Genomic DNA, 23,533 nt, shown 5'->3' with positions numbered 1-23,533 from the left:
CTGATGGATTCTGTACATCGCGACGACGTTGCCGCGATGACGTTGCGGACCATCAATGCAAGGACCGCGCCATCGATCGGCTGAAGGCGCGCAAGTCGTTGTCAGACGCTGCGATTGACGCGGAAAACATACTGACGATCGCACGGGCGTGCGCCTTCGTTTCGCACGTCCGCAGTGCTGCGTCGCACCATCCGTGTGCCTTGCCGCCTCAAAACGCGTCGCGCGCGGGCGCCGGTCCGAAGCGGTGCGATGCGCCGCAAATCCCCGCCACGTCGCGCTTTCCGGCGCATTAATCCAGATTGGCACGGCCTTTGCAATAAGCGTAGCCATCGGACCAACGAAGGTTCGTCGCGCATGCGGCACGACTGCACGCGCCCCGCAGCACCGAACAGGACAACGGCGTCCCCCGGATTCAGCCCTCGGCTGGATTCGCGGGACGCCGTTTTTATTTCCGCAACCGCTTTCGCCGGACACCAGAGGACAGCGCGCTCATGAAAATCATCGTTATCGGTCACGGGATGGTCGGCCACAAACTGGTCGAATGCCTCGCACAGCAGGCCGCGCACGATCTCGACATCACGGTGCTGGGCGAAGAATCGCGACCGGCCTACGATCGCGTGCATCTGTCCGAGTTCTTCGCGGGCAAGACCGCCGATGACCTGTCGCTCGTCGAGCCCGGCTTCTTCGAGCGCCATGGCGTGCATCTGAAGCTGAACGCGCGGGCCGTCGCGGTCGATCGCGACGCGCGCACGGTGACGCTCGCGAGCGGCGAAACGCTGCCGTACGACCGCCTCGTGTTCGCGACCGGCTCCTATCCGTTCGTGCCGCCGGTGCCGGGACGTGAGCGCGGCGATTGCTTCGTCTACCGAACCATCGACGATCTCGAAGCGATGCGCGAATGCGGCGCTCGCTCGAAAACCGGCACGGTCGTCGGCGGCGGGCTGCTCGGTCTCGAATGCGCGAAGGCGCTGCGCGACATGGGGCTGCAAACCCACGTGGTCGAATTCGCGCCGCGCCTGATGGCCGTGCAGGTCGACGACGGCGGCGGCCGCGTGTTGCGCGGCCGGATCGAAGAACTCGGCGTCACGGTGCATACGCAGAAGAACACCACGGCGATCGTCGACGGCGAAGCGGGCACGCACCGCATGCAGTTCGCCGACGGCAGCCATCTCGACACCGACATGATCGTGTTCTCCGCGGGCATCCGTCCGCGCGACGATCTGGCGCGCGCATGCGGCCTCGAACTCGGCGCGCGCGGCGGCATCGCCATCGACGACGCGTGCCGCACCAGCGATGCGCACATCTATGCGATCGGCGAATGCGCGCTGTGGCAGGGTCAGGTGTTCGGGCTCGTCGCGCCCGGCTACGACATGGCGCGCGTGGTCGCGAAGCAGTTGCGTGGCGACGCGGCCGAATTCGCGGGCGCCGACATGAGCACCAAGCTGAAGCTGATGGGCGTCGACGTCGCCAGCATCGGCGACGCGCACGGCAATACGCCGGGCAGCCGCACCTACCAGTTCAGCGACGAACGCAAACAGATCTACAAGAAGCTCGTCGTGTCCGATTGCGGCAAGTATCTGCTCGGCGGCGTGATGGTCGGCGACGCGAGCGAATACGGCACGCTGCTGCAGATGATGCTGAACCGCATCGAACTGCCCGCGTCGCCCGAATTCCTGATCCTGCCGCAAGCGGACGGCAGCGCGAAACCGGCGCTCGGCGTCGAGGCATTGCCCGCGGCCGCGCAGATTTGCTCGTGCAACAACGTGTCGAAGGGCGAGCTATGCGCGGCCGTGTGCGCGGGCGCGACCGACATCGGCGCCTTGAAGGGCGCGACCGGCGCGGGCACCTCGTGCGGCGGCTGCGTGCCGCTCGTCACCCAGGTGATGAAGGCCGAGATGAAGAAGCAGGGCCTCGCGGTGAACAACCACGTCTGCGAGCACTTCCCGTATTCGCGCCAGGAGTTGTATCACCTCGTGCGCGTCGAGGGGCTGCGCAGTTTCGGTGCGCTGCTCGCGAAGCATGGCCGCGGGCTCGGTTGCGATATCTGCAAGCCGGCGGTCGCGAGCATTCTCGCGTCGTGCTGGAACGAATTCGTGCTGAAGAAGGAGCACGCGTCGCTGCAGGACACCAACGACTACTACCTCGCCAACATCCAGCGCGACGGCACCTATTCGGTGGTGCCGCGCATGCCGGGCGGCGAAGTGACGCCCGACGGTCTGATCGCGGTCGCGCAGGTCGCGAAGAAATACGGCCTCTATACGAAGATCACCGGCGGTCAGCGGGTCGATCTGTTCGGCGCGCGCGTCGAACAGTTGCCGTCGATCTGGGAAGAGCTGATCGCGGCCGGCTTCGAATCGGGCCACGCGTACGGCAAATCGCTGCGCACCGTGAAGTCGTGCGTCGGCTCGACGTGGTGCCGCTATGGCGTCGGCGATTCGGTCGGCCTCGCGGTCGAACTCGAGAATCGCTACAAGGGGCTGCGCACGCCGCACAAGATCAAGTTCGGCGTGTCGGGCTGCACCCGCGAATGCGCGGAAGCGCAGGGCAAGGACGTCGGCGTGATCGCGACCGAGAAGGGCTGGAATCTGTACGTGTGCGGCAACGGCGGCATGAAGCCGCGTCACGCGGAACTGCTCGCCGCGGACCTCGATAAGGAAACGCTGGTGCGCTACATCGACCGCTTCCTGATGTTCTACGTGCGCACCGCCGACCGGCTGCAACGCACCAGCGTGTGGCGCGACAACCTCGAAGGCGGCCTCGACTATCTGATCGACGTGGTCGTCAACGATCGCCTCGGCGTGGCCACCGAACTCGAAGTGGAGATGCGGCACGTGGTCGACACCTACGAGTGCGAATGGAAGAAGGCCGTCACCGATCCCGAAACGCGCAAGCGCTTCCGCCATTTCGTCAACAGCGGCGAGTCCGACACCAACGTCGCGTTCGTCGAGGAGCGCGGGCAGATCCGGCCCGCCACGCCCGCTGAGCGGCAGGTGCAGCGCATCGAAATTCCCATCGTCGTCGAGACGGTTTGACCTCATCCGTTTTTCCGCTTAACTCAAAGGAGCCCAGTCATGAAGAACGAACGCTTGCCCCGCGCCTGGACCGCGATCTGCGCAATCGACGACATCGTGCCGAACACCGGCGTTTGCGCGCTCGTGAACGGCGAACAGGTGGCCGTGTTTCATGTGGACGGAGGCGAAGTGGAGTCGCCGGCCGCGCCCACGGTCTACGCGATCGAAAACTTCGATCCGGGTTCGCACGCGGCGGTGCTGTCGCGCGGACTCGTCGGCAGTCTCGGCGAGCGCATCGTGGTCGCGTCGCCGATCTACAAGCATCACTTCGATCTGCGCACCGGCGAATGCCTTGAAACGCCGTCGTATTCGGTCAGCGCGTTTGCCACGCGCGTCGAAAACGGCCAGGTGTGGGTCGCGGTTTGACGTAGCGGGTTTTCTCCATCGTTCCGATTTCCAACCAGATCATTCGCGCATGTCTGCTACCAGCGTAAAAAGCGTGTGTCCGTATTGCGGCGTCGGCTGCGGCATGGTGCTGCACGTCGAGGACGGCCAGGTCGTGAAGATCGCCGGCGACAAGGAGCATCCCGCCAACTTCGGCCGGCTCTGCACCAAAGGGCAGTTGGCCCACGTCGCGCTGCGCAGGTCGGGGCGTCTCGAAGGCGCGTTCGTGCGTCATGCGCGCGACGAAGACCCGGTGCCGCTGCCGATGGCGCAGGCGTTGAGCGATACCGCGACGCGTCTGCGGCGTGTGATCGACGAGCATGGTCCCGATGCAATGTCGTTTTACGTGTCTGGGCAGATGTCGCTCGAAGCGCAGTATCTGGTCAACAAGCTCGCGAAGGGCTTTATCGGCACGAACAATATCGAAGCCAACTCGCGCCTGTGCATGGCGAGCGCGGCGAGCGGCTACAAGCTGTCGCTCGGCGCGGACGGTCCGCCCGGCTCGTACGAAGACTTCGATCACGCCGACCTGTTTTTCGTCAGCGGCGCGAATATGGCCGACTGTCATCCGATCCTGTTCCTGCGCATGATGGATCGCGTGAAAGCGGGCGCGAAGCTGATCGTCGTCGATCCGCGTCGCAACACGACCGCCGAGAAAGCCGATCTGTTCCTGCAGATCAAACCCGGCACCGACCTCGCGCTGCTGAACGGTCTGCTGCATCTGCTGCACGAAAACGGCGCAACGGATGCAGCGTTCATCGCCGAGCACACCGAAGGCTGGGACGCGATGCCCGCGTTTCTCGCCGAGTACACGCCGGAGCACGTCGCGCGCATCACGGGCCTCGCCGCCGACGACATCCGCCGCGCCGCGCAGATGATCGCGTCGGCCAAAGACTGGATGAGCTGCTGGACGATGGGCCTGAACCAGAGCACGCACGGCACGTGGCACACCAATGCGCTGTGCAATCTGCATCTGGCGACGGGCCGCATCTGCCGGCGCGGCAGTGGACCGTTCTCGCTGACCGGCCAGCCGAACGCGATGGGCGGCCGCGAAATGGGCTATATGGGCCCGGGTCTGCCGGGTCAGCGTTCGGCGCTGGTTGCTGAAGAGCGCGCTTTCGTCGAAGCACTGTGGGGCATCGCACCGGGCACGCTCAAAGCGGACGCGGGCACCGGCACGATCGACCTGTTCGCCCGGATGGCCGCGGGCGACATCAAGGCGTGCTGGATCATCTGCACGAATCCGGTCGCGACCGTGCCGAACCGGCAGACCGCGATCGCCGGTTTGCGCGCGGCCGAACTCGTGATCGCGCAGGACGCGTTCCTCGATACCGAAACCAACCGCTACGCCGACGTGCTGCTGCCCGCCGCGCTGTGGGCGGAAGCCGACGGCGTGATGGTCAACTCGGAGCGCAATCTGACGCTCGCGCAGCAGGCCATCGAGCCGCCCGGCGCGGCGTTGCCCGACTGGCAGATCATCGCGCGCATCGCGTGTGAAATGGGCTATGCCGATGCGTTCAGCTATGCGAGCGCCGACGAAGTGTTCGCCGAACTCACGCGTGCGGCAAACCCTGCGACCGGCTACGACCTGCGCGGCGCGAGCCATCGCCGCTTGAAGGACTCGCCGCTGCAATGGCCGATCGCGTCGGCCGATGCGGCGGACCGCAATCCGCTTCGTTATCTGAATGACGGCGTAAGCCAGACGTTCAGGGAGTCTGAAGACGGCAGCCGTCCGCGCATTGCTTTCCCGACGGCGAGCGGCAAGGCGAAGTTTTTCGCGCGCGCGTATCAGCCCGCGGCCGAGTTGCCCGATCGCGAGTTTCCGATCGTGTTGAACACGGGCCGCGTGCAGCATCAATGGCACACGATGACCAAGACCGGCAAGGTCGCGATGCTGAACAAGCTGAACCCGGGACCCTTCGTCGAGATTCATCCGGACGACGCGGCCGAGCTCGGCATTCGCGCGAAAGACGCGGTCGAGATCCGTTCGCGGCGCGGCCGCGCGGTGCTGCCCGCCGTCGTCACCGATCGTGTGAGCGCCGGCCAATGCTTTGCGCCGATGCACTGGAACGACGTGTTCGGCGACGATCTCTGCATCAACGCGGTGACCAACGACGCGGTCGATCCGGTTTCACTGCAGCCCGAACTGAAAGTCTGCGCGGTCGCGCTGAGTCCGGTGAGGACCAGCCATGTCGCGGACACGCGCAATGACGACGACGCGCTCTCTACCCCCGCCGACGCAGCGGTTTTAACGCCCAGCGCCAAGGATCGACCCATGCCTCGTATCGAAGCCCTCACGACTTTGCTGCAATTGCCGCCCGAGCCCGTGCCCATGCCGTCGCTCAGCGATGCGGAGCGCGCGTATCTGGCGGGGTTCGTCAGCGGCCTGCGCTCGGCCGAAGCGCAAGGCCTCGACAACGTGCCGGTGCTGCCGCACAGCGCGCCGTTCGATGCGGCGAGGCGGCTCTATGTCGATGGTCTGCTCGCGGGGCTGTATAGCCGCAGCACGACGGCGGCGCAGTCGTCAGCCGCCGCGTTGCCGTCGGAAGCCGCGCAACAGGAGGCACGCGAATCGGGCGTGCGCATCGTGCGCGCGCGTCCGAAGGTCACGCTGTTGTGGGCCTCGCAAACCGGCAACACCGAGTCGCTGACCGAGCGTTACGCGACGCGCCTGATGGAATCGGGCTTCGAGATCCGTACCGCGTGCATGGCCGACTATTCGTTCGCGGCGCTCGCGAAAGCGCAATACGTGCTGCTGATGACCAGCACGTTCGGCGACGGCGATGCGCCCGACAACGCGCAGGACTTCTGGACACATCTGAACGCCGCCAATGCGCCGCGCCTCGACGGCGTGCGTTTCGCGGTGCTAGCGCTCGGCGATCGCAACTACGATCAGTTCTGCGGTCACGGCCGCCGTCTCGACGAGCGGCTCGCCGCGCAAGGCGCGCTGCGTCTGACCGAACGGGTCGACTGCGACAGCGAATATCAGCAAAGCGCCGACGCATGGCTCGAACGCGTGATCGTCTGCATCAAGCAGGCGGATGCCGCGCTGCATGCGGTGCCGCCGGGCGGCATGATCAACGCGGTGGTGGGCGCGGTGCCGACCAAGGCGCGGCCGGCCGCGTCGCGCGTCGTCGGCAATCTGCGCCTGAACCGGCAGGGCGCCGCGAAGGATACGCGCTACGTGTCGCTGCAAACGGGCGAAACGAACCTCGAATACGAAGCGGGCGACGCGCTCGGCGTGTGGCCGAGCAACTGCCCCGAACTGGTCGACGAACTGATCACGCTGAGCGGATTGCACGCGGAGGCACCGGTGCACGTCGCGGGTATCGGCGACATGCGGCTCGCCGATGCGCTCGGCAAGCACTACGAGATCGCGCGGCCGAGCGCCGAAGCGCTGGCGTTCGTCGCCGCGCGCAGCGGCAACGGCGCGCTGGGCGATCTGCTCGCGCCCGAACGCAAGGCGGATCTGAAGCAATGGCTGTGGGGGCAGCAGCTCGCCGACGTATTGCACGAGTTCCCGGTGAGCCTCAATGCCGCCGAGCTGACCGGCATGCTGAAGCGCCTGCAGCCGCGTCTGTATTCGATCGCGTCGAGCCCGAAGGCGCATCCGGGCGAGGTGCATCTGACGGTATCGGCGGTGCGTTACACCAATGGGCGGCGGCACCGCAAGGGCGTGTCGTCGACGTTTCTCGCGGATCGCGCAGGCGACATGGACGTGCCCGTGTTCGTGCAGAAGTCCGCGCACTTTCGTCCTCCTCATCATTCGGACACGCCAATGATCATGGTCGGACCCGGCACGGGCATCGCACCCTTTCGCGGCTTTCTGTACGAACGGCAAGCACGTGGCGAGCGCGGACGCAACTGGCTGTTCTTCGGCGAACAACATGCCGCGACCGACTTCTACTATCGCGACGAACTGGAAGCGATGCACGCAAACGGTCTGCTGTCCCGACTCGATGTCGCGTTCTCGCGCGACCAGGCCGACAAGATCTATGTGCAGGACCGCATGCGCGAACACGGTGCGCAACTGTGGGCATGGCTCGAAGACGGTGCGCATTTCTATGTATGCGGCGACGCGAACCGGATGGCGCGCGATGTCGATGCGGCGCTGAAGGACGTGATCGCGACGCACGGCGGCATGAGCGAAGACAAAGCACTCGAATACGTGAGCCGTCTGACGCGCGAAAAGCGCTATGCACGCGACGTGTATTGAGCAGGTCGGTTCATGCGGATCGCGAGCGGCGAGAGTGCCGACGCGATTCGAAAAAGGCCTTTAAAAAAGCCTCAAAGCAGACGCCAGTATGGCATGACGCTTGCATGTATAACCCCGATGAAAACTCTGGGCGACATGCCGGTGCAAAAGACAAGCAACGCGGCAACCGGATCACCAGGCAATTTATTTACTGAGGATATCTGATGAAGAACGTGATGCACTCTCTGCGAAGCGGCGATTGGCGCGCACTGGCCGCCTGCTTTCTATATTTCGACACGGGCTTCACCGTGTGGGTGCTGTATGGGCCGCTCGCGCCGTTCATCAGCAAGAGCATCGCGATGACGCCCGCGCAGCAGGGCCTGCTCGTCGCGGTGCCGGTGTTGTCCGCGGCGATTCTGCGCGTGACGCTCGGTAATCTGTATCAGTCCGCGCACGGCAAACGCATTGCGTTGATGGGCGTGCTGCTGTCGGCGGTGCCGACGATCGTGCTGCCGTTGCTGCAGTCGGTGCCGTCGTACGAAACGCTGCTGGTGCTCGGCGTGTTCCTCGGCGTCGGCGGCGCCAGCTTCGCGGTCGCGCTGCCGATGGCCGGCAGCAACTATCCGCCGAAGGTGCAGGGGCTTGTGCTGGGACTGGCCGCGGCCGGCAACATCGGCGCGGTGCTCGACGGCTTCCTGTTCCCGCAACTGGCGACGCGCTACGGCTGGCAATTCGCCGCGGGCGGCGCGTTGCCGCTGCTCGCGATCGCCGCGATCACGCTGTACTTCTGGGCCAACGACGCGGGCGTCAAAACCGGCAGCGTGCTGCGCGCCTTCGGCAGTTTCGCGACGACGCTGGTCGGTCTGATCGTGCTCGTGCTGCTCGTCGAAGCGGGGCTGTTCGGCGCGGGCAAGACCGGCGTGCTGCTGCTGCCGGTGATCGGCGCGCTGCTCGCGATCGCGGTACTGCCCAAGCGCTATCGCTCGGTGCTCGCGGAGCGCGATACGTGGGTGATCATGCTCGTCTATAGCATCACGTTCGGCGGTTTCGTCGGCATGTCCTCGTATGTGTCGCTGCTGCTCACCAATCTGTATCAGCTGTCGAAGATCGACGCGGGTCTGTTCATGGCGCTGCTCGCCGCCACCGGCGCGATGGTGCGCCCGCTCGGCGGCCTGATCGCCGACCGCGTGTCGGGCGTACGCGCGCTGACCGTGCTGCTCGCGATCATCGCGGTGTGCGACTTCCTGTTCGCCTCGGCGATGCCATCGTTCGCCGGCGGCATCGCATTGCTGCTGTGCATGTACGTCGCGTTCGGTCTCGGCAATGGCGCGACTTTCCAGCTGGTGCCGCATCGCTGGGCAGGCCGCACCGGTCTGATGTCGGGGATCGTGGGCGCGGCGGGCGGGATCGGCGGCTTCTATCTGCCGGTGGTGATGGGTATCGCGAAGGAAAGCACCGGCAGCTATCAGATGGGCTTCGCGACGTTCGGCACCCTGGCCGCGTGCGCGTTCCTCGCAATCGTCGCGCTGCGCCGGCCGTGGATGGCGTGGTCGATGCAGACCGGCGTCATGCACACGCATGCGACGGAGTGAGGCAGGGCGGGCGGCGCCCGATCGTTCCGACGCCGCCCGATTCATGGTCCGGCAAAAGCGCAGTCGAATGCTTGCATATCGGGGGTGATGCTTCTAATATGCAGTCAGGAGGCTGCATATGAACTCATCGACCGACCGCATCGAAAAGCAGATTCTGTTGAAGGCGCCGCGCTCGCGCGTCTGGCGCGCGCTGTCCAACGCCGAGGAATTCGGCAAATGGTTCGGCGTGAACCTCGTCGGCAAGCAGTTCGTCGCGGGGCAATCCACGCAGGGGCACATCACGTATCCGGGCTATGAGCATCTGCTGATGAACGTGTTCGTCGAGCGTGTCGAGCCCGAGCATCATCTGTCGTGGCGCTGGCATCCGGCCGCGATCGACATCACGATCGATTACACGCCGGAGCCGACCACGCTGGTGGAATTCGATCTGGCCGAGGTTGAATCCGGCACGCTGCTGCGCGTGGTCGAATCGGGCTTCGACCGGTTGCCGGTCGAGCGTCGCGAGCAGGCGTTCCGGCTCAACGACGGCGGCTGGGAGCAGCAGATGGCCAACATCGAACGATATGTCGGCGCGAGTTAAGGCCGGCTCCGCGAAGGTGCGCCTCAAGGCCGCGACACTGCGCAGTTCGGCGGCGGTGTTCGCGGCGCTCGGCGACGAAACGCGCCTGCGCCTCGTCGCGGCGTTGTGCGCGGGTAGCGCGATGTCGATCGCGCAACTGACGGCCGGCACCGACATCACACGCCAGTCGGTCACGCAGCATCTGCAGGTGCTGGCCGACGCGGGCCTCGTACACGACGTGAGAGTGGGCCGCGAGCGCCTGTGGGCGTTCGAGCCCACGCATCTCGACGCGGCACGCCATGCGCTCGAAGCGATCTCACAGCAGTGGGATCAGGCGTTGCTGAAGCTGAAGGCGATGGTCGAAGAATAGGCGGCGCGGCGTTCGAGCGACGCCGCGCCGATCACGAACGCAGGCTTGATCAGAACTTATGCCGCAACGCGACGCGCACGGCGACCTGCGTACCCGTCGACGACGGGGCCTGGGTGCCCGGAATGAACGCGTTGTCGAGAATCGACTGCGTCGAAGGGCCGGTCACGCGCTGATACTCGCCTTGCACATACACGTCGGTGCGGGTACTCAGGTTGTAGTCCGCCATCAGTCCGGCCGAGTGAATCTTCGGCGTCACGCCGCCTGACGACGCGTCGTAGTTCATGATCGTGTACACGTACTGCGCGCCGACGAAGAATGCCGGCGTGAGCTGGTATTTGCCGTTGATTTCGAAGTTCTGATACTTGAGCGTATCGAGCCGCACGCCGGGCGCCGCAAGCGGCAGGCCGATATAGCCGTTACCGGTCGGGTTCTTGTAGTTCGAGTTGGTATACGCGAAACCGGCGGTCGCCGGGCCGAACGTGTAATTGATGCCGCCGCCGAAAACGCGCATGCGTCCCGCGATAAAGCTCGCGTCGTTCGCGGTGATCGCGCCGACCGACCCCGCACCCGGATTGTTCGCCTGCAGATAGGCCGCCGCGATCAGCAAGCCGCCGTTCTGATACTGGCCGCCAAAGCTGTAGGCGCGGTTGTTCGCGAAGTTCGTGTCGTTGCTGAAGCTGTAGACGCCGCCGAATTGCAGGCCGGCGAGGTTCGGGCTCGCGTATTTGACGCTATTGTCGAGGCGAAACGAGTTGTCGGTGTTGTCGTTGTCGTACGGATGCGCGAAAAGGTAACCGGCCCAGTTACCGTTGGCCGTGGTCTGCGCGAGGTAGTCGACGACCGAATCGTATTGACGGCCAAGCGTCAGCGTGCCGTAGGTGTTGCTGGACAGGCCCACGAACGCCTGGCGGCCGAACATGCGGCCGCCCTGGCCGAGCCGGCCCGAGCTGACGTCGAAGCCGTTTTCGAGCTGGAACACCGCCTTGGTGCCGCCCCCCAGATCTTCCGATCCCTTCACCCCCCAGCGGCTGCCCTGCGCATAGCCGCTCGCCATTTCCCAGACCGCGCCGCCCCCCGCGTTGTTCGTGTAGTTGATGCCCTCGTCGAGCACGCCGTAGAGCGTCACGCTGCTTTGCGCGAAGGCGCGAGGCGTCGTGAGCGCGACGAGCGCGGTGAACGTGGTGACTGCTGCGGCGGCGGCGAGGCGATTTCTTTTCATTCGATGCTCCAGCGTGTTGGCGAAAAGCCCGAATTCTGCAATTCGAGATGGAGCTCGCGTATAAGGCTGATCCCTGGATAAACGTGACTTTTTCGCATGTTTGTCCCGTGAATTACTCGCTTGTCACGATCCGGGGCGCGGAGAAAAATTCCGTTCATGCAACTTTGGCATCCCCGCGATGGCCGCAGCAGATGTGGCTCCCGCGTTACGCATTCAGGAGACGACCATGCGACTCGACCGCAACTTTGCTAACGGCCGCTTCATCGAGCCGGCCAGCGCCGAGCAGATCGCCGTGCGCAATCCGGCCACCGGCGCCGTGATCGCGCACGTGAGCGGCGCGACCGAAGCCGAGGCGCTGGCCGCCGTCGACGCCGCGGCGCTCGCGCAAAAGGCGTGGCGCAAGCTGCCCGCCATCGAACGCGCGGGCTATCTGCACAAGCTCGCCGATGCGCTCGACCAGTGCGCGCCGGCCATCGGCGCGGCACTCGCGCTCGAGTCGGGCAAGAGCGTCGCCGACGCGACGAACGAAGCGATCTACGCCGGCCAGATCACGCGCTACCACGCGGAGTGGGCGCGGCGCATCGAAGGGGAAGTGATTCCGAGCGATGCGGCCGACGAGAACCTCGTGCTGCATCGCGAGCCGATCGGTGTGGTCGCGTGTCTGATTCCGTTCAATTACCCGGTCTATACGTTCATGCGCAAGGTTGCGCCCGCGCTGATCGTGGGCAACACCGTGGTGGTGCGGCCGAGCAACAACACGCCGGGCAGCGCATTCGAAATCGCGAAGGCTGTCGAAAAAGCCGGACTGCCGGCAGGCGTCGTCAACGTTCTGGCGATGAACCATGCGAGCGCCGAAGCGTTCTGCACGCATCCGAAGGTCGGCATGATCACGCTGACGGGCAGCGTCGACGCGGGCCGCAAGGTGCTCGACTACTGCAAGGCGAACATCGCGAAGCCGTCGCTCGAACTCGGCGGCAAGACGCCCGCGATCATCGAAGCCGACGCCGATCTCGACAAGGCCGCGCGCGAACTCGTTGCGTCGAAGACCACGCATTGCGGCCAGCTGTGCACCGCGATCGAACGCGTGTATGTGCAGGAAAGCGTGCACGACCGGTTCGTCGCGCTGCTGAAAAGGCACATGAGCGCGGTCGAGTTCGGCGATCGCAGCAAGCAGCCTTCGTTGATGGGGCCGCTCGTCAACGAGGCGTCGCGTACGTCGATTCACGCGATGGTCGAGCGTGCGCTCGCCGCGGGCGCCACGCTGGAGACGGGCGGCAAAGTGCCGGCCGGCGACGGTTTTTTCTATCCGGCCACGCTGCTCGCGAACTGCCGTCAGGACATGGAAATCATCCAGGAAGAGACGTTCGGGCCGATCATGCCGGTCGTCAAATATCGCACGCTCGACGAAGCGCTCGAGATGGCCAACGACCATCAATTCGGCTTGTCGTCGGTGCTGTACACCGAGAACTATCGCGCCGCGATGAAGGTCGCGAACGGCATCGAGGCGGGCGAGCTGTACGTGAATCGCACCCCGGCCGATCCGTATCAGGGCTTTCACGCGGGCTGGAAGCGTTCCGGCCTCGGCGGCGACGACGGCAAGCACGGCATGCTCGAATTCACCCAAACCCGTCTCGTGGTCATGAAGTACTGAAGTCGCGCGCGGCGGCTCTCGCCGCGCGATCCCATCCAGCAGGTCCATAACAACATGATGGAGACCCGGCGGTCCAACGGACCGGCAGTGCGTCTCCAAGGAGCGCTCACGTGTCATCCCAGCCCGTTCGAACCGCCGCGTCGCTTCCGTTGAACGACGCCTGCGCCGCCGCGCAAGCCAGCAACGGCCGGCACTATCTGCAACTCGCGCTGCTCGTGATCGCGGCCGGCGCGATCTATCCGATCCTCTATCTGCGGCAGGTCTATCAGCCGACGATGCTCGAGGTGTTCCATATCACCGACAGCCAGCTCGGCTATCTGTATTCGTCGCTCGGCACGATCTTTCTGCTCAGTTACCTGCCGAGCGGCTGGCTGGCCGACCGCGTCGCCCCGCGTCTGCTGATCTGCTTCTCACTGGTCGCGACGGGCCTGCTCGGGCTCTGGTATTCGACCGCGCCGTCGTTCAATACGCTGATGCTGATCTTCGGCGGCTGGGGGCTATCGACCGGTCTGACGTTCTGGGCCGCCGTGATCAAGCGCGTCAACATGATCGCGGGCGCCGAAGAGCAGGGTCGCTTTTTCGGCCTGCTCGACGGCGGGCGCGGTCTGATCGAGGCGATGCTCGCAACCATTGCGATCACGCTGTTCGCATGGGTCACGCAGACTCGCGGCGAGCCGGTCGCGGTCGGCTTCAGGATGGTGGTCTACCTGTACGCGTTTCTGTGCATCGCGCTCGGCGTGCTGCTCGCGCTCGTCAAGGACCCGCAGGGCGCTCGGGACGCCGCGAGCGATCGCGCGGCAGCCGCTCAAGCGCGCCGCGGCAACGTCCTCGTCGATCTCGCGACACTCGCGAAGATTCCCGAACTGTGGCTCGTCGCCGCGATCGTGTTCTGCGGCTATCAGGTGTTCTGGGCGACCTACAGCTTCTCCGCTTATCTGCACGAAGGCGAGGTGGGCCTGACGGTGGTGATGGCCGGCACGATCACGACGCTGAAGCTGTGGATGCGCCCGATCGGCGGCATCGGCGGCGGCTTTCTCGGCGACCGCTATTCGAAGGTATCGGTGCTCGTGATCGCGCTGTTTCTCGCCGCGCTGTCGCTTGTCGCTCTGATGGCCGCGCCGCGCATTTCGAGTCATGTGCTGCTGGTGTTTCTGGTGCTGTTCATCGGCATCCTGACTTACGCGATTCGCGGCCTGTACTGGTCGCTACTCGATCGCTGCAATATCCCGGCCGCGACGATGGGGCTCGCGATCGGCCTGATCTCGGTGCTCGGCTACTCGCCGGACGTGTTCCTGCCGCTGATCAACGGTTATCTGACGCAGACGTACCCCGGGGTCTTCGGCTACCAGCTGTACTTCGGCTATGTGGCCGCGATGGCGGCGCTCGGCGGGTTCGCCGGGCTCGCGCTGAGAAACATGCTCAAACGAAAAGAGGTTGCGTAAATGAAAGTCGTCTCGCTTGAAACGCATATCGTCGCCGTGCCGCCGCCGCATATCGGCGGCATGTACTGGATCTTCGTCAGGCTGAAAACGGACTGCGGTATCGAAGGCGTCGGCGAAATCTATTCGGCGACGTTCCATCCGAAGGCGATGGTCCACATCATCGAGGACGTATTCAGCCGCTATCTGCTCGAGCGCGATCCGCATCATATCGAGCGGCTGTGGCGCGAAGCGTATTCGAGCGGCTTCACGCAGCGCCCCGATCTGACGATGATGGGCGTCGTCAGCGGCCTCGAAATGGCGTGCTGGGACATCATCGGCAAGGCGGCGGGCAAGCCGGTCTACGAGCTGCTCGGCGGCATCGTGAACCATCGTCTGCGTTCGTACACGTATCTGTATCCGATCAATGCCCGCGGCGAATACGACTACGACGATCCCGATCTGGCCGCCGAATGCGCGGCGCAAAACGTGAAGCTCGGCTTCACCGCGGTGAAGTTCGATCCGGCGGGACCGTACACCGCGTATTCGGGGCATCAGTTGTCGCTGGAAGTGCTCGATCGCTGCGAGACGTTCTGCCGGCGCGTGCGCGAAGCGGTCGGCAGCAAGGCCGATCTGCTGTTCGGCACGCATGGGCAGATGGTGCCGTCGTCCGCGATCCGGCTCGCGAAGCGGCTCGAAAAATACGATCCGCTGTGGTTCGAGGAACCGGTGCCGCCGGGCCAGGAAGGCGCGATGGCGCAGGTCGCGCGGCACACGAGCATTCCGATCGCGGCCGGCGAGCGCCTGACCACCAAGTACGAATTCTTCAAGTTGCTCGAAGCGGGCGCCGCGTCGATCCTGCAACTGAACGTCGCGCGCGTCGGCGGTCTGCTCGAAGCGAAGAAAGTGGCCGCGCTCGCCGAGGTCTACTACGCGCAGATCGCGCCGCATCTGTACAACGGGCCGATCGGCGCGGCGGCCAGCATCCAGCTCGCGGCCTGCACGCCGAACTTCCTGATTCAGGAAAGCATCGGTACGTGGGACGGTTTTCATGCGTCCGTGCTGAACAGGCCGATTCAATGGGAAGACGGCTACATCATTCCGTCGCGCGAGCCGGGGCTCGGTGTCGAGCTGAACATGGACGTGGTGAGACAGCACACGCCGTACACCGGCGAGCGTCTGCATCTGCAAATGGCCGCGCAACCGGCCGACGTCAAGGATCTCGCGCCGGCCAGGGGCTAAAGCACCAGCGGGTTTTCAAACGATTGAGCGCCGTCAGGCGACACACAGCATGAATTACGACTACATCATCGTCGGCGCGGGTTCGGCGGGCTGCATTCTCGCGAATCGCCTGTCGGAGTCGGGCCAGCATTCGGTGCTGCTGCTCGAAGCGGGCGGCAAGGACGACTCGTTCTGGTTCCGGATTCCGGTGGGTTTCACGAAGACCTACTACAACGAAGCCTACAACTGGATGTACTACAGCGAGCCCGAAAAGGAACTTCAGAACCGCTCGCTCTATTGCCCACGCGGCAAGGTGCAGGGCGGCTCGGGCTCGATCAACGCGATGATCTTCGTGCGCGGCCAGCAGCAGGATTTCGACGATTGGGCCGCGGCCGGCAACGTGGGCTGGTCGTATCGCCACGTGCTGCCGTATTTCCGCAAGCTCGAATCGCATCCGCTCGGCAATACCGAACAGCACGGCGCAGACGGCCCGATCCGCATTTCGCCGATGAAAGACGCGGTGCATCCGATCTGCCACGTGTTCCTGAAGGGCTGCGACCAGGCTGGCTACATGCGTAGCGACGACTTCAACGGCGCGCAATTCGAAGGCGCCGGCATCTACGACGTCAACACCCGCGACGGCCAGCGTTCGTCGAGCAGCTTCGAATACCTGCATCCGGTGCTGTCGCGCGGCAATCTGCGCGTCGAACATGGCGTGCTCGCGCAGCGCGTGCTGTTCGACGGACAGCAGCGCGCAATTGGCGTCAGCGTCATGCAAGACGGCACCGCGCGGCAGTTCATGGCGAATCGCGAAGTGATCCTTGCGGCCGGTGCGGTCGACTCGCCGAAGCTGCTGCAACTGTCCGGCGTCGGCGCGAGCGAGCTGCTCGCGAGGCACCGCATCACGCTCGTCAAGGAATTGCCGGCGGTTGGTCAGAATCTGCAGGACCATCTGTGCGTGAGCTTCTACTATCGCTCGAATGTGAAGACGCTGAATGACGAGATGCGGCCTTTCCTCGGCAAGCTGAAACTCGGCTTGCAATATCTGCTGACGCGCAAGGGACCGCTCGCGATGAGCGTGAACCAGGCGGGCGGTTTCTTCAGGGGCAGCGATCAGCAAGCGTTACCGAATCTGCAGCTTTACTTCAATCCGCTTTCGTATCGGATTCCCAAAAGCAGCAAGGCGAATCTCGAACCCGAGCCGTATTCGGGTTTTCTGCTGGCCTTCAATCCGTGCCGGCCGACGAGCCGCGGCTCGATCGAGATCGCCTCGAATCGTGCGGAAGATGCCGCCAAGATCCGGATCAACGCGCTGACCACGCAGAAGGATATCGACGAAGTCATTCAGGGCTGCGAGTTGGTGCGCAAGATCATGGCGTCGCAGGCGTTGCAGGCGATTACCGTCGAGGAAATCTCACCGGGGCCGCAGGTCGACACGCGCGAAGCTTTCCTGCAGTATTTCCGCGAGCAGTCGGGTTCGATCTATCACCTGTGCGGGTCGTGCGCGATGGGCGACGATCCGCGCACGTCGGTCGTCGATGCGCGTTTGCGCGTGCATGGCATGGCGGGATTGCGCGTCGTCGATGCGTCGATCTTCCCGAACATCACGTCGGGCAACATCAACGCGCCGACGATGATGGTCGCGGAGAAGGGCGCCGATATGATTCTCGAAGACGCGCGGGCCGAGGCCGCGCATGAAGCGAAGACGGCGGAGCTTGCCGCCGCGGCTTGACACCAGTCTGCCGCCTCACTCCGCGTCGCCCAGCGTCGCGGGCTCCGACGTATCGAGAACCCGCGTGCTCAACCAGATCTCCTGGCGCAACCAGTCGCGAAACAGTGCAACGTGCGGCAGCGGATCCTGCTTGTCGCGCGTGACGAACCAGTACGACTGGTGTCCGTCGACGTGGACGTTCAGCACCTGGACGAGCTGGCCCGTCGCGAGCTCGTGCGCGATCATGTGGCGATCGGCGATCGTCACGCCGAGGCCGTCGATGGCCGCGCGAATCGCGTGATCCAGCAGGTCGAATTCATACCCGCCGTGCGTATCGACGTTCTCGATGCCGGCGGCTTTCAGCCAGTGCTGCCAGGTCAGATAGCGTTGATCGGCGCTTGCGAGCACGTGCAGTAGCGTGAACCGGTTCAGATCGATGCCCGCATGGCCGGCTTCGCGCGCGAGCAGCGCGGGCGAGCAGACGGCGATATGCCGCTCATGCATCAGCAACTGATTGTCGACGCCGTCCCATTCGCCGTTGCCGAACCGGATCGCGCAATCGAGCACGCCCGACTCGGCGAGTTTGTCGTCGAGCCGCGTCGACAGGCTCAGTTCGAGATGCGGATGCGCGTCGCGCAGCCGTCCGAGGCGCGGCATCAGCCAGCGGCTAGTGAAGGTGGGCGGCGCATTCAGACGCAGGCGGTTGCGATGGGTTTTGTCCTGCAGGCCGCGCACCGTCAGCTCGATGCGGTCGAACGACAGCTGCAACGCCTGCAGCAGAATGCGCCCGGCCGCCGACAGCTCCAGATGATGATGGTGACGAAGCAGCAGCGTCTCGCCGAGCTGCACTTCCAGCTGACGAACCTGGCGGCTGACCGCGCTTTGCGTGACGTTCAGCAGCTCCGCGGCGCGCGTGAAGCTGCCCGTGCGGCCAGCCACTTCGAAGGCTTTCAGCGCGTTGAGCGCCGGCATTTTGCGTTTCAAGGTATTCGGACGAAAGGTACGCGCGACGGCGAAGCCGCATATTTTACCGACCCGAAGCTTGATGCCTCGCAACGGCGACGGATTAATTCGGGCAAGCAGCCGAACAGCGCGAAACAACGTAAAAGGGGCCAAAAATTGGCCCCCGAACCGCTGCAAAAAAAGGAAGAAAACCAGCCTGCGCCTAATCGGCGATCCGCTTGTCGGCCAGCGCGCTCTGGCAGTCGGCCAGAACCTGCCGGACGAGCCGCGCTTGCGGGTCGAGTTCGTCGGTATCGAGAATTTCTTCGACCGCGTCGCGCGCCCAGTCGGTGTCGACGAACTGCGCGTGGCGCCGCGCGATTTCGACCGCGGTGGCCGACAGCTTCGCGATGCACAGCCAGTCGGCTTCGCGCGCGCGGCGGTCGAGCCACTTGTGCGCGGCCTGCACGTGAAACGCCGCGTCGGGCCAGTCTTCGTTCAGATAATAAGCGCCGAGGCTTCCGCATGTGAGCCAGCACAACAGCTCCAGGCGGTCACGGGGACTCAGATGTTGGCGTACATCACTCATGGCGACGCTCGCTGCGGTAAATGGCTTCCCGGTGAGGCCGGCAATCGCCGTCCTCCGCTTTTTACAAACATTAGCATGCGGAATTCCCGGGCGGCAATTCCTGACCTACCCTAGCGTGCGGTACCGCCACAAACGGGTTTTCGGGCGATGCATCCGCGCGGTGCGGGGGCGACCTGATCGCCCCCAGGACCACCCGTGCATGACCGCCCGCGCCGGTATTTACCGGCCGGCAGCAGTTCCCGGTGCGGCCTCAGTGCTCGCCGCGCGTCGCGACGATGAAAAGCCGCGGAAACGGCAGCAGCACCGTGCCATCGGCGAGCGCCGGGTAGGCTTTGGCGATTTCGTCGCGATAGCGCTGCAAGAACGCGCCGCGTTCGGCGTGGTCGAGCGCGACGAGAAACGGCCGCAGCGCGCTGCCCTTGAACCATTCGACCACCGCGTCGGCGCCCGCGAGCGGGTGGTGATAGACCGTGCGCCACACGTCGACGCGCGCGCACAGCGGCTTGAGCAGCGCGTAGTACCAGCTCGCGTCGTGGCGCATGGTGCGCTCGACCCCTTTCAGCTTCGGCGCCCAGGGCCCGTCGACGGCGATTTCGCGCAGCAACCGGTGCGCCGGTTCGTCCAGATTGACGGGCATCTGCACGGCGAGGCTGCCGCCCGTGGCAAGTTTCGCCACCAGCGCGGGGAACAGCCGCTCGTGGTCCGGCACCCATTGCAGCACCGCGTTCGCGAGGATCATGTCGAAGGGGCCGCGCGCGTCCCACGTCGACACGTCGCTGATATCGAAACGGAATTGCGGCAGCCGCCGACGGGCCGCCGCGATCATGTCAGCGGAACTGTCGATGCCGCTCACCGACGCGCCCGGCACACGCTCGGCCAGCACCTCGGTCGAGTTGCCGGGCCCGCAGCCGATATCGACCGCGAGCCGCGCGCCGTCCAACGGCACCGCCGCGAGCAGATCGCGAACCGGCCGCGTGCGCTCGTTCTCGAACAGCATGTACTGCTTCGCGTACCAATCGCTGTGCTCGTTGGTGGTTTTGTCGGTCATCTTCTGCTCCTTCGCGGGGTTCGTTGCGGCCATTCTCGGTCGCTGACGGGGCAGAGTAAAATGAATTTATGATTCCGATTGCTTCATTTTTCTAATGAAAATCGACACGCTCGGCGTACAGGCCTTCGTCGCGATTGCCGATCGCGGCAGCTTCCAGAGCGCAGCGGATTCGCTGCACGTGACGCAAACGGCGATCACCCAGCGGCTGCGCAAGCTCGAAACCTATCTCGGCGTCACGCTGATCGAGCGCACCACGCGTTCGATGGCGCTGACCGAAATCGGCCGCAATTTTCTGCCGCAGGCGCGCCGGCTGCTCGGCGAGCTGGCCGACGCGCTCGTCGAGATTCGCGAAACGGGTATCGCGCGGCGCGGCGACGTGTCGATCGCGTGCGTGCCGACCGTCGGCGTGCAGTATCTGCCGCGCATCCTGCAGGCGTACTCGGCGCGCTATCCGCACAATCGCATCAAGATTCTCGATCACGCGTCGTCGGCGGTGGAGGAGGCCGTGTTGCGCCGTGAGGTCGAGTTCGGCATCAACATCGCCCGCGAACATCATCCCGAGCTCGCCAGCGTGCCGCTCACCGAAGACCGCTACGTGCTGATCTGTCACGAAGACCATCCGCTCGCGAAGCGGCGGCGCATCGCATGGCGCCAGTTGCAGGCGTTCCCGCTGATTTTCGCCGGCGAGGTCAGCGGCAACCGCGCGCTGCTCGACGTCGCGTTGGAATCGAGCGAAATCGCGTTGCGCTCGTTCTACGAGGTGCAGCGCAGCTCGACCGCGCTCGGGCTCGTCGCGCAACGCGTCGGCGCGGCCGTGGTGCCCGCGCTCGCGCTGCAGAAGGGCGCCTATCCCAGCGTGCGCACCGTCGAGCTCACGCAGCCCACCGTGTCGCGCACGCTGGTGCTCGTCGCGCGCAAGACCGCGCAGTTGTCGCCGGCCGCGCAGGCGCTGTACGACATGATCCGCGAGCAGGCGACGTTGAAATCCGGATGACGGCGCGCCGCGCGCAAGGCAAACTGGCAGGCTTCCAGGTTTTATTCCTTCAACCCGTTCAACCCACGCGATCCACGACGATCCATGCTGCAGATACTCGGCAAGACCACCTCGATCAACGTGCGCAAGGTGCTGTGGACCTGCGCGGAACTTGAGCTTGCGTTCGAACAGGAAGACTGGGGCTCGGGCTTTCGCTCGACCGATGTCGCCGAATTCCGCGCGCTGAACCCGAACGCGATGGTCCCCGTGATTCGCGACGGCGACTTCGTGCTGTGGGAATCGAACTCGATCATCCGTTACCTCGCGAATCGCTATCGCGGCGACGGGCTGTATCCGGCCGATCCGCTCGAACGCGCGCGTTGCGATCAATGGATCGACTGGCAGGCGAGCGAATTGAACCGCTCGTGGAGCTATGCGTTTCTCGCGCTCGTGCGGCACTCGCCCGAGCATCAGGACCCACGGCAGATCGCCGCGTCGTGCGCGAACTGGTCGAAGCATATGGCGATCGTCGAGCGGCAACTCGCGCGCACCGGCGCGTATATCGCGGGCGACGCGTTTTCGCTTGCCGATATTCCGATCGCGCTGTCGACGAACCGCTGGCTCGAAACGCCGCAGCAGCACGATGATTTTCCGGCGCTGGCCGCGTATATGGCGCGCCTCGCCGGGCGCGACGGCTATCGCAAGTATTGCCGCAACGGCACGCCCTGAACGTCGATACGCTCGGGGCTTACAAAAAACCGTCGTCGATGCTTACGATTCGGAGCGCGCAGGCGCTTCTGCGCAGTGCACCCTGTGTCGCCTACAATGGCGGCCATTTAGCGACATTGAAGGTCCAAAAATGCGGGTAACGAAATTCGCGCTGGCTTTGCTGACGGCATGCTTCACTCTGAACGCGAGCGCCGAGATGACGGCCGCCCAATACAAAAAATGGGCGCATGTCGACAACAACTCGATCTACGCGGCGTACATCACCGGCACGATCAACGCGTTCGGCTGGGCGAACGGCGATCTGATCTCGAGGAAACAGAAGCCGCTGTACTGTCCGCCGGAAACGCTCGCGATCGGCAATCAGACGGTTTATCCGATGCTCGATGCGTTCTTTGCGAACCATCCGGGCATTTCCGACGATTTCCCGATCGGGCTCGCGATTCTGCGCGCGTTGCAGGGCACGTATCCGTGCTGAGGTGTTGAAGGAGCGAGGGGAGGGAGTCAGGCGGGGGGCAACACCAGGGGCGAACTCGCGAAGCGGGCCCGCCCCCCGGCAGATCAAACCTGCACGAGATTCGGAATCTGCACGTCCGGATTGACGTCCACGTCGTAGTCGACGCCCTTCATTTCGAAGCCGAACAGACGCAGGAAATCGGTCTTGTAGCCGGCGAAATCGGTGAGTTCGTAGATGTTGTCGTTGGTCACCTGATTCCACAGGTCCTGCACGCGGCCTTGCACCTGCGGGTCGAGCTCCTTGTAGTCCGCGCGCAGACGGCCTTCGTCGTCCAGATGCGGCTGGCTGCCATAGAGACTGTCCTTGTACAGGCCGTAGACCTGCTCGATGCAGCCTTCGTGCGTGCCTTTCTCCTTCATCACCTTGAACAGCAGCGACAGATAGAGCGGCATCATCGGAATCGCCGAGCTCGCCTGCGTGACGACCGCCTTCAGCACCGCGACGCGTGCGTCGCCGCCCTTGGCCGCGAGCTTTTCACGGATGCCGAGCACCTTCTGGTCGAGATCCTTCTTGGCCGCGCCGATCGAGCCGTTCCAGTAGATGTCGTGGGTGATCTTCTCGCCGAGGTAGGTGAACGCGGTGGTCTTCGCGCCGTCGGCGAGCACGCCCGCTTCGCCGAGTGCGTCCATCCACATCTGCCAGTCCTCGCCGCCCATCACCGCGACCGTCTGCGCGATTTCTTCCGGCGTCGCCGGTTCGAGCACGGTTTCCTTGATCACTTCCTTGTCGGTGTCGATGCCGCGCAGGTTGACCGACTTGCCGATCGGCTTCAGTACCGAGCTGAACACTTCACCGGTCTTCGGGTGCTGGCGCTTCGGCGCCGCGAGGCTATAGACGACCAGATCGACCTGGCCGAGATCGCGCTTGATGACTTCGATGGTGCGCGCCTTCACTTCGTCGGAGAACGCGTCGCCGTTGATGCTGGTCGCGTACAGGCCTTCGGCGGTGGCGAATTTCTCGAACGCCGCGGTGTTGTACCAGCCGGCCGTGCCGGCCTTGGTTTCGCTGCCGGCGCGCTCGAAGAACACGCCGAGGGTCGACGCGCCCGAGCCGAACGCGGCGCTGATGCGCGCGGCGAGGCCGTAGCCGGTCGACGCGCCGATCACGAGCACCTTTTTCGGGCCGTTGGCGATGGGGCCGCGTGCCTTCACATACTCGATCTGTTCCTTGACGTTGGCTTCGCAGCCGGTCGGATGGGTCGATACACAGATGAAGCCACGCACACGCGGTTTGATGATCATGAAGCACCTCTTGTCGGAATTGGCGACATTATAGTGGCCCCGCCGGAGCCCAACGCCATCGGCGAATCAAGCAAAAATCGGCGCACTCCCCACATCTTGGTACGAT

The 23,533-nt window shown here is 64.6% G+C and carries 18 protein-coding genes; 13 read left to right on the top strand and 5 right to left on the bottom strand.

Features of this window, described 5'->3' with window-relative positions; genetic code table 11:
- Window positions 1-491 precede the first annotated feature (491 nt).
- From nirB to EVC45_RS22460, 6 genes are all read left to right on the top strand, one after another.
- Entirely contained in the window at window positions 492-3,032 is a 2,541-nt protein-coding gene (gene nirB, locus EVC45_RS22485) for a nitrite reductase large subunit NirB (protein WP_129960440.1), read from the top strand.
- 39 nt (window positions 3,033-3,071) lie between these two features.
- Complete coding sequence (nirD, locus tag EVC45_RS22480) at window positions 3,072-3,437, top strand: nitrite reductase small subunit NirD (RefSeq protein WP_129960439.1); 366 nt, start codon at window positions 3,072-3,074, stop codon at window positions 3,435-3,437.
- Between the two features lie 49 nt (window positions 3,438-3,486).
- Entirely contained in the window at window positions 3,487-7,671 is a 4,185-nt protein-coding gene (locus EVC45_RS22475) for a bifunctional nitrate reductase/sulfite reductase flavoprotein subunit alpha (RefSeq protein ID WP_129960438.1), read from the top strand.
- A gap of 203 nt (window positions 7,672-7,874) precedes the next feature.
- Entirely contained in the window at window positions 7,875-9,242 is a 1,368-nt protein-coding gene (locus tag EVC45_RS22470; protein ID WP_129960437.1) for an MFS transporter, read from the top strand.
- A gap of 118 nt (window positions 9,243-9,360) precedes the next feature.
- Window positions 9,361-9,822 (top strand): SRPBCC family protein, encoded by a 462-nt coding sequence (locus EVC45_RS22465; RefSeq protein ID WP_129960436.1) that lies wholly within the window; start codon window positions 9,361-9,363, stop codon window positions 9,820-9,822.
- Entirely contained in the window at window positions 9,806-10,171 is a 366-nt protein-coding gene (locus EVC45_RS22460; protein WP_129960435.1) for a helix-turn-helix transcriptional regulator, read from the top strand. Before EVC45_RS22465 ends, EVC45_RS22460 begins: the two co-directional genes overlap by 17 nt.
- Before the next feature lie 49 nt (window positions 10,172-10,220).
- On the opposite strand, the gene EVC45_RS22455 is transcribed toward EVC45_RS22460, so the two are convergent.
- Window positions 10,221-11,390 (bottom strand): porin, encoded by a 1,170-nt coding sequence (locus tag EVC45_RS22455; RefSeq protein ID WP_129960434.1) that lies wholly within the window; start codon window positions 11,388-11,390, stop codon window positions 10,221-10,223.
- A 226-nt stretch (window positions 11,391-11,616) separates the two neighbouring features.
- Between EVC45_RS22455 and aldA the strand changes: the two genes are divergently transcribed.
- From aldA to EVC45_RS22435, 4 genes are all read left to right on the top strand, one after another.
- The gene (gene aldA / locus EVC45_RS22450; protein ID WP_129960433.1) at window positions 11,617-13,041 is read left to right on the top strand and encodes an aldehyde dehydrogenase; all 1,425 of its coding nucleotides are present in this window, start codon (window positions 11,617-11,619) and stop codon (window positions 13,039-13,041) included.
- A gap of 110 nt (window positions 13,042-13,151) precedes the next feature.
- Window positions 13,152-14,483 (top strand): nitrate/nitrite transporter, encoded by a 1,332-nt coding sequence (locus tag EVC45_RS22445; RefSeq protein ID WP_129960432.1) that lies wholly within the window; start codon window positions 13,152-13,154, stop codon window positions 14,481-14,483.
- Window positions 14,484-15,701: a mandelate racemase/muconate lactonizing enzyme family protein gene (locus EVC45_RS22440; RefSeq protein WP_129960431.1), complete on the top strand. Its 1,218-nt coding sequence runs from the start codon at window positions 14,484-14,486 to the stop codon at window positions 15,699-15,701.
- 49 nt (window positions 15,702-15,750) lie between these two features.
- Complete coding sequence (locus EVC45_RS22435; protein ID WP_129960430.1) at window positions 15,751-17,412, top strand: GMC family oxidoreductase; 1,662 nt, start codon at window positions 15,751-15,753, stop codon at window positions 17,410-17,412.
- Window positions 17,413-17,427: 15 nt separating this feature from the next.
- Here EVC45_RS22435 and EVC45_RS22430 read toward each other — a convergent pair whose 3' ends face one another.
- From EVC45_RS22430 to tam, 3 genes are all read right to left on the bottom strand, one after another.
- Window positions 17,428-18,363 carry a LysR substrate-binding domain-containing protein gene (locus EVC45_RS22430; protein ID WP_129960429.1) on the bottom strand — a complete coding sequence of 312 codons (936 nt, stop codon included), beginning with the start codon at window positions 18,361-18,363 and terminating at the stop codon, window positions 17,428-17,430.
- A 193-nt stretch (window positions 18,364-18,556) separates the two neighbouring features.
- Window positions 18,557-18,922 (bottom strand): hypothetical protein, encoded by a 366-nt coding sequence (locus EVC45_RS22425; protein ID WP_129960428.1) that lies wholly within the window; start codon window positions 18,920-18,922, stop codon window positions 18,557-18,559.
- A gap of 250 nt (window positions 18,923-19,172) precedes the next feature.
- On the bottom strand, window positions 19,173-19,970 hold the full coding sequence (gene tam, locus EVC45_RS22420; protein ID WP_129960427.1) for a trans-aconitate 2-methyltransferase: 798 nt from the start codon (window positions 19,968-19,970) through the stop codon (window positions 19,173-19,175).
- Between the two features lie 94 nt (window positions 19,971-20,064).
- On the opposite strand from tam, the gene EVC45_RS22415 reads away from it, so the two are divergent.
- From EVC45_RS22415 to EVC45_RS22405, 3 genes are all read left to right on the top strand, one after another.
- Entirely contained in the window at window positions 20,065-20,964 is a 900-nt protein-coding gene (locus tag EVC45_RS22415) for a LysR family transcriptional regulator (RefSeq protein WP_129960426.1), read from the top strand.
- 84 nt (window positions 20,965-21,048) lie between these two features.
- A complete protein-coding gene (locus EVC45_RS22410) occupies window positions 21,049-21,672 on the top strand; it encodes a glutathione S-transferase family protein (protein WP_129960425.1) in 624 nt (207 codons plus the stop codon).
- A gap of 130 nt (window positions 21,673-21,802) precedes the next feature.
- Window positions 21,803-22,147 (top strand): hypothetical protein, encoded by a 345-nt coding sequence (locus EVC45_RS22405; RefSeq protein WP_129960424.1) that lies wholly within the window; start codon window positions 21,803-21,805, stop codon window positions 22,145-22,147.
- 83 nt (window positions 22,148-22,230) lie between these two features.
- Here EVC45_RS22405 and fabV read toward each other — a convergent pair whose 3' ends face one another.
- A complete protein-coding gene (gene fabV / locus EVC45_RS22400) occupies window positions 22,231-23,427 on the bottom strand; it encodes an enoyl-ACP reductase FabV (RefSeq protein ID WP_129960423.1) in 1,197 nt (398 codons plus the stop codon).
- Between the last annotated feature and the right edge of the window lie 106 nt (window positions 23,428-23,533).

The sequence above is a fragment of the Paraburkholderia sp. UYCP14C genome (assembly GCF_004197395.1).
Classification (GTDB): Bacteria; Pseudomonadota; Gammaproteobacteria; order Burkholderiales; family Burkholderiaceae; genus Paraburkholderia.
The sequence above is the reverse complement of the archived record's forward strand: the minus strand, read 5'-3'. Positions and strand labels throughout refer to the sequence as shown.

Bases quoted from the DNA above. Each gene is read 5' to 3' on its own strand.
- aldA (WP_129960433.1), top strand. From the start codon at position 11,617: ATGCGACTCGACCGCAACTTTGCTAACGGCCGCTTCATCGAGCCGGCC.
- EVC45_RS22425 (WP_129960428.1), bottom strand. From the start codon at position 18,922: ATGAGTGATGTACGCCAACATCTGAGTCCCCGTGACCGCCTGGAGCTG.
- EVC45_RS22410 (WP_129960425.1), top strand. From the start codon at position 21,049: ATGCTGCAGATACTCGGCAAGACCACCTCGATCAACGTGCGCAAGGTG.
- EVC45_RS22440 (WP_129960431.1), top strand. From the start codon at position 14,484: ATGAAAGTCGTCTCGCTTGAAACGCATATCGTCGCCGTGCCGCCGCCG.
- nirD (WP_129960439.1), top strand. From the start codon at position 3,072: ATGAAGAACGAACGCTTGCCCCGCGCCTGGACCGCGATCTGCGCAATC.
- EVC45_RS22475 (WP_129960438.1), top strand. From the start codon at position 3,487: ATGTCTGCTACCAGCGTAAAAAGCGTGTGTCCGTATTGCGGCGTCGGC.
- EVC45_RS22465 (WP_129960436.1), top strand. From the start codon at position 9,361: ATGAACTCATCGACCGACCGCATCGAAAAGCAGATTCTGTTGAAGGCG.
- EVC45_RS22470 (WP_129960437.1), top strand. From the start codon at position 7,875: ATGAAGAACGTGATGCACTCTCTGCGAAGCGGCGATTGGCGCGCACTG.
- nirB (WP_129960440.1), top strand. From the start codon at position 492: ATGAAAATCATCGTTATCGGTCACGGGATGGTCGGCCACAAACTGGTC.
- fabV (WP_129960423.1), bottom strand. From the start codon at position 23,427: ATGATCATCAAACCGCGTGTGCGTGGCTTCATCTGTGTATCGACCCAT.
- tam (WP_129960427.1), bottom strand. From the start codon at position 19,970: ATGACCGACAAAACCACCAACGAGCACAGCGATTGGTACGCGAAGCAG.
- EVC45_RS22405 (WP_129960424.1), top strand. From the start codon at position 21,803: ATGCGGGTAACGAAATTCGCGCTGGCTTTGCTGACGGCATGCTTCACT.
- EVC45_RS22435 (WP_129960430.1), top strand. From the start codon at position 15,751: ATGAATTACGACTACATCATCGTCGGCGCGGGTTCGGCGGGCTGCATT.
- EVC45_RS22430 (WP_129960429.1), bottom strand. From the start codon at position 18,363: ATGCCGGCGCTCAACGCGCTGAAAGCCTTCGAAGTGGCTGGCCGCACG.
- EVC45_RS22455 (WP_129960434.1), bottom strand. From the start codon at position 11,390: ATGAAAAGAAATCGCCTCGCCGCCGCCGCAGCAGTCACCACGTTCACC.
- EVC45_RS22415 (WP_129960426.1), top strand. From the start codon at position 20,065: ATGAAAATCGACACGCTCGGCGTACAGGCCTTCGTCGCGATTGCCGAT.
- EVC45_RS22460 (WP_129960435.1), top strand. From the start codon at position 9,806: ATGTCGGCGCGAGTTAAGGCCGGCTCCGCGAAGGTGCGCCTCAAGGCC.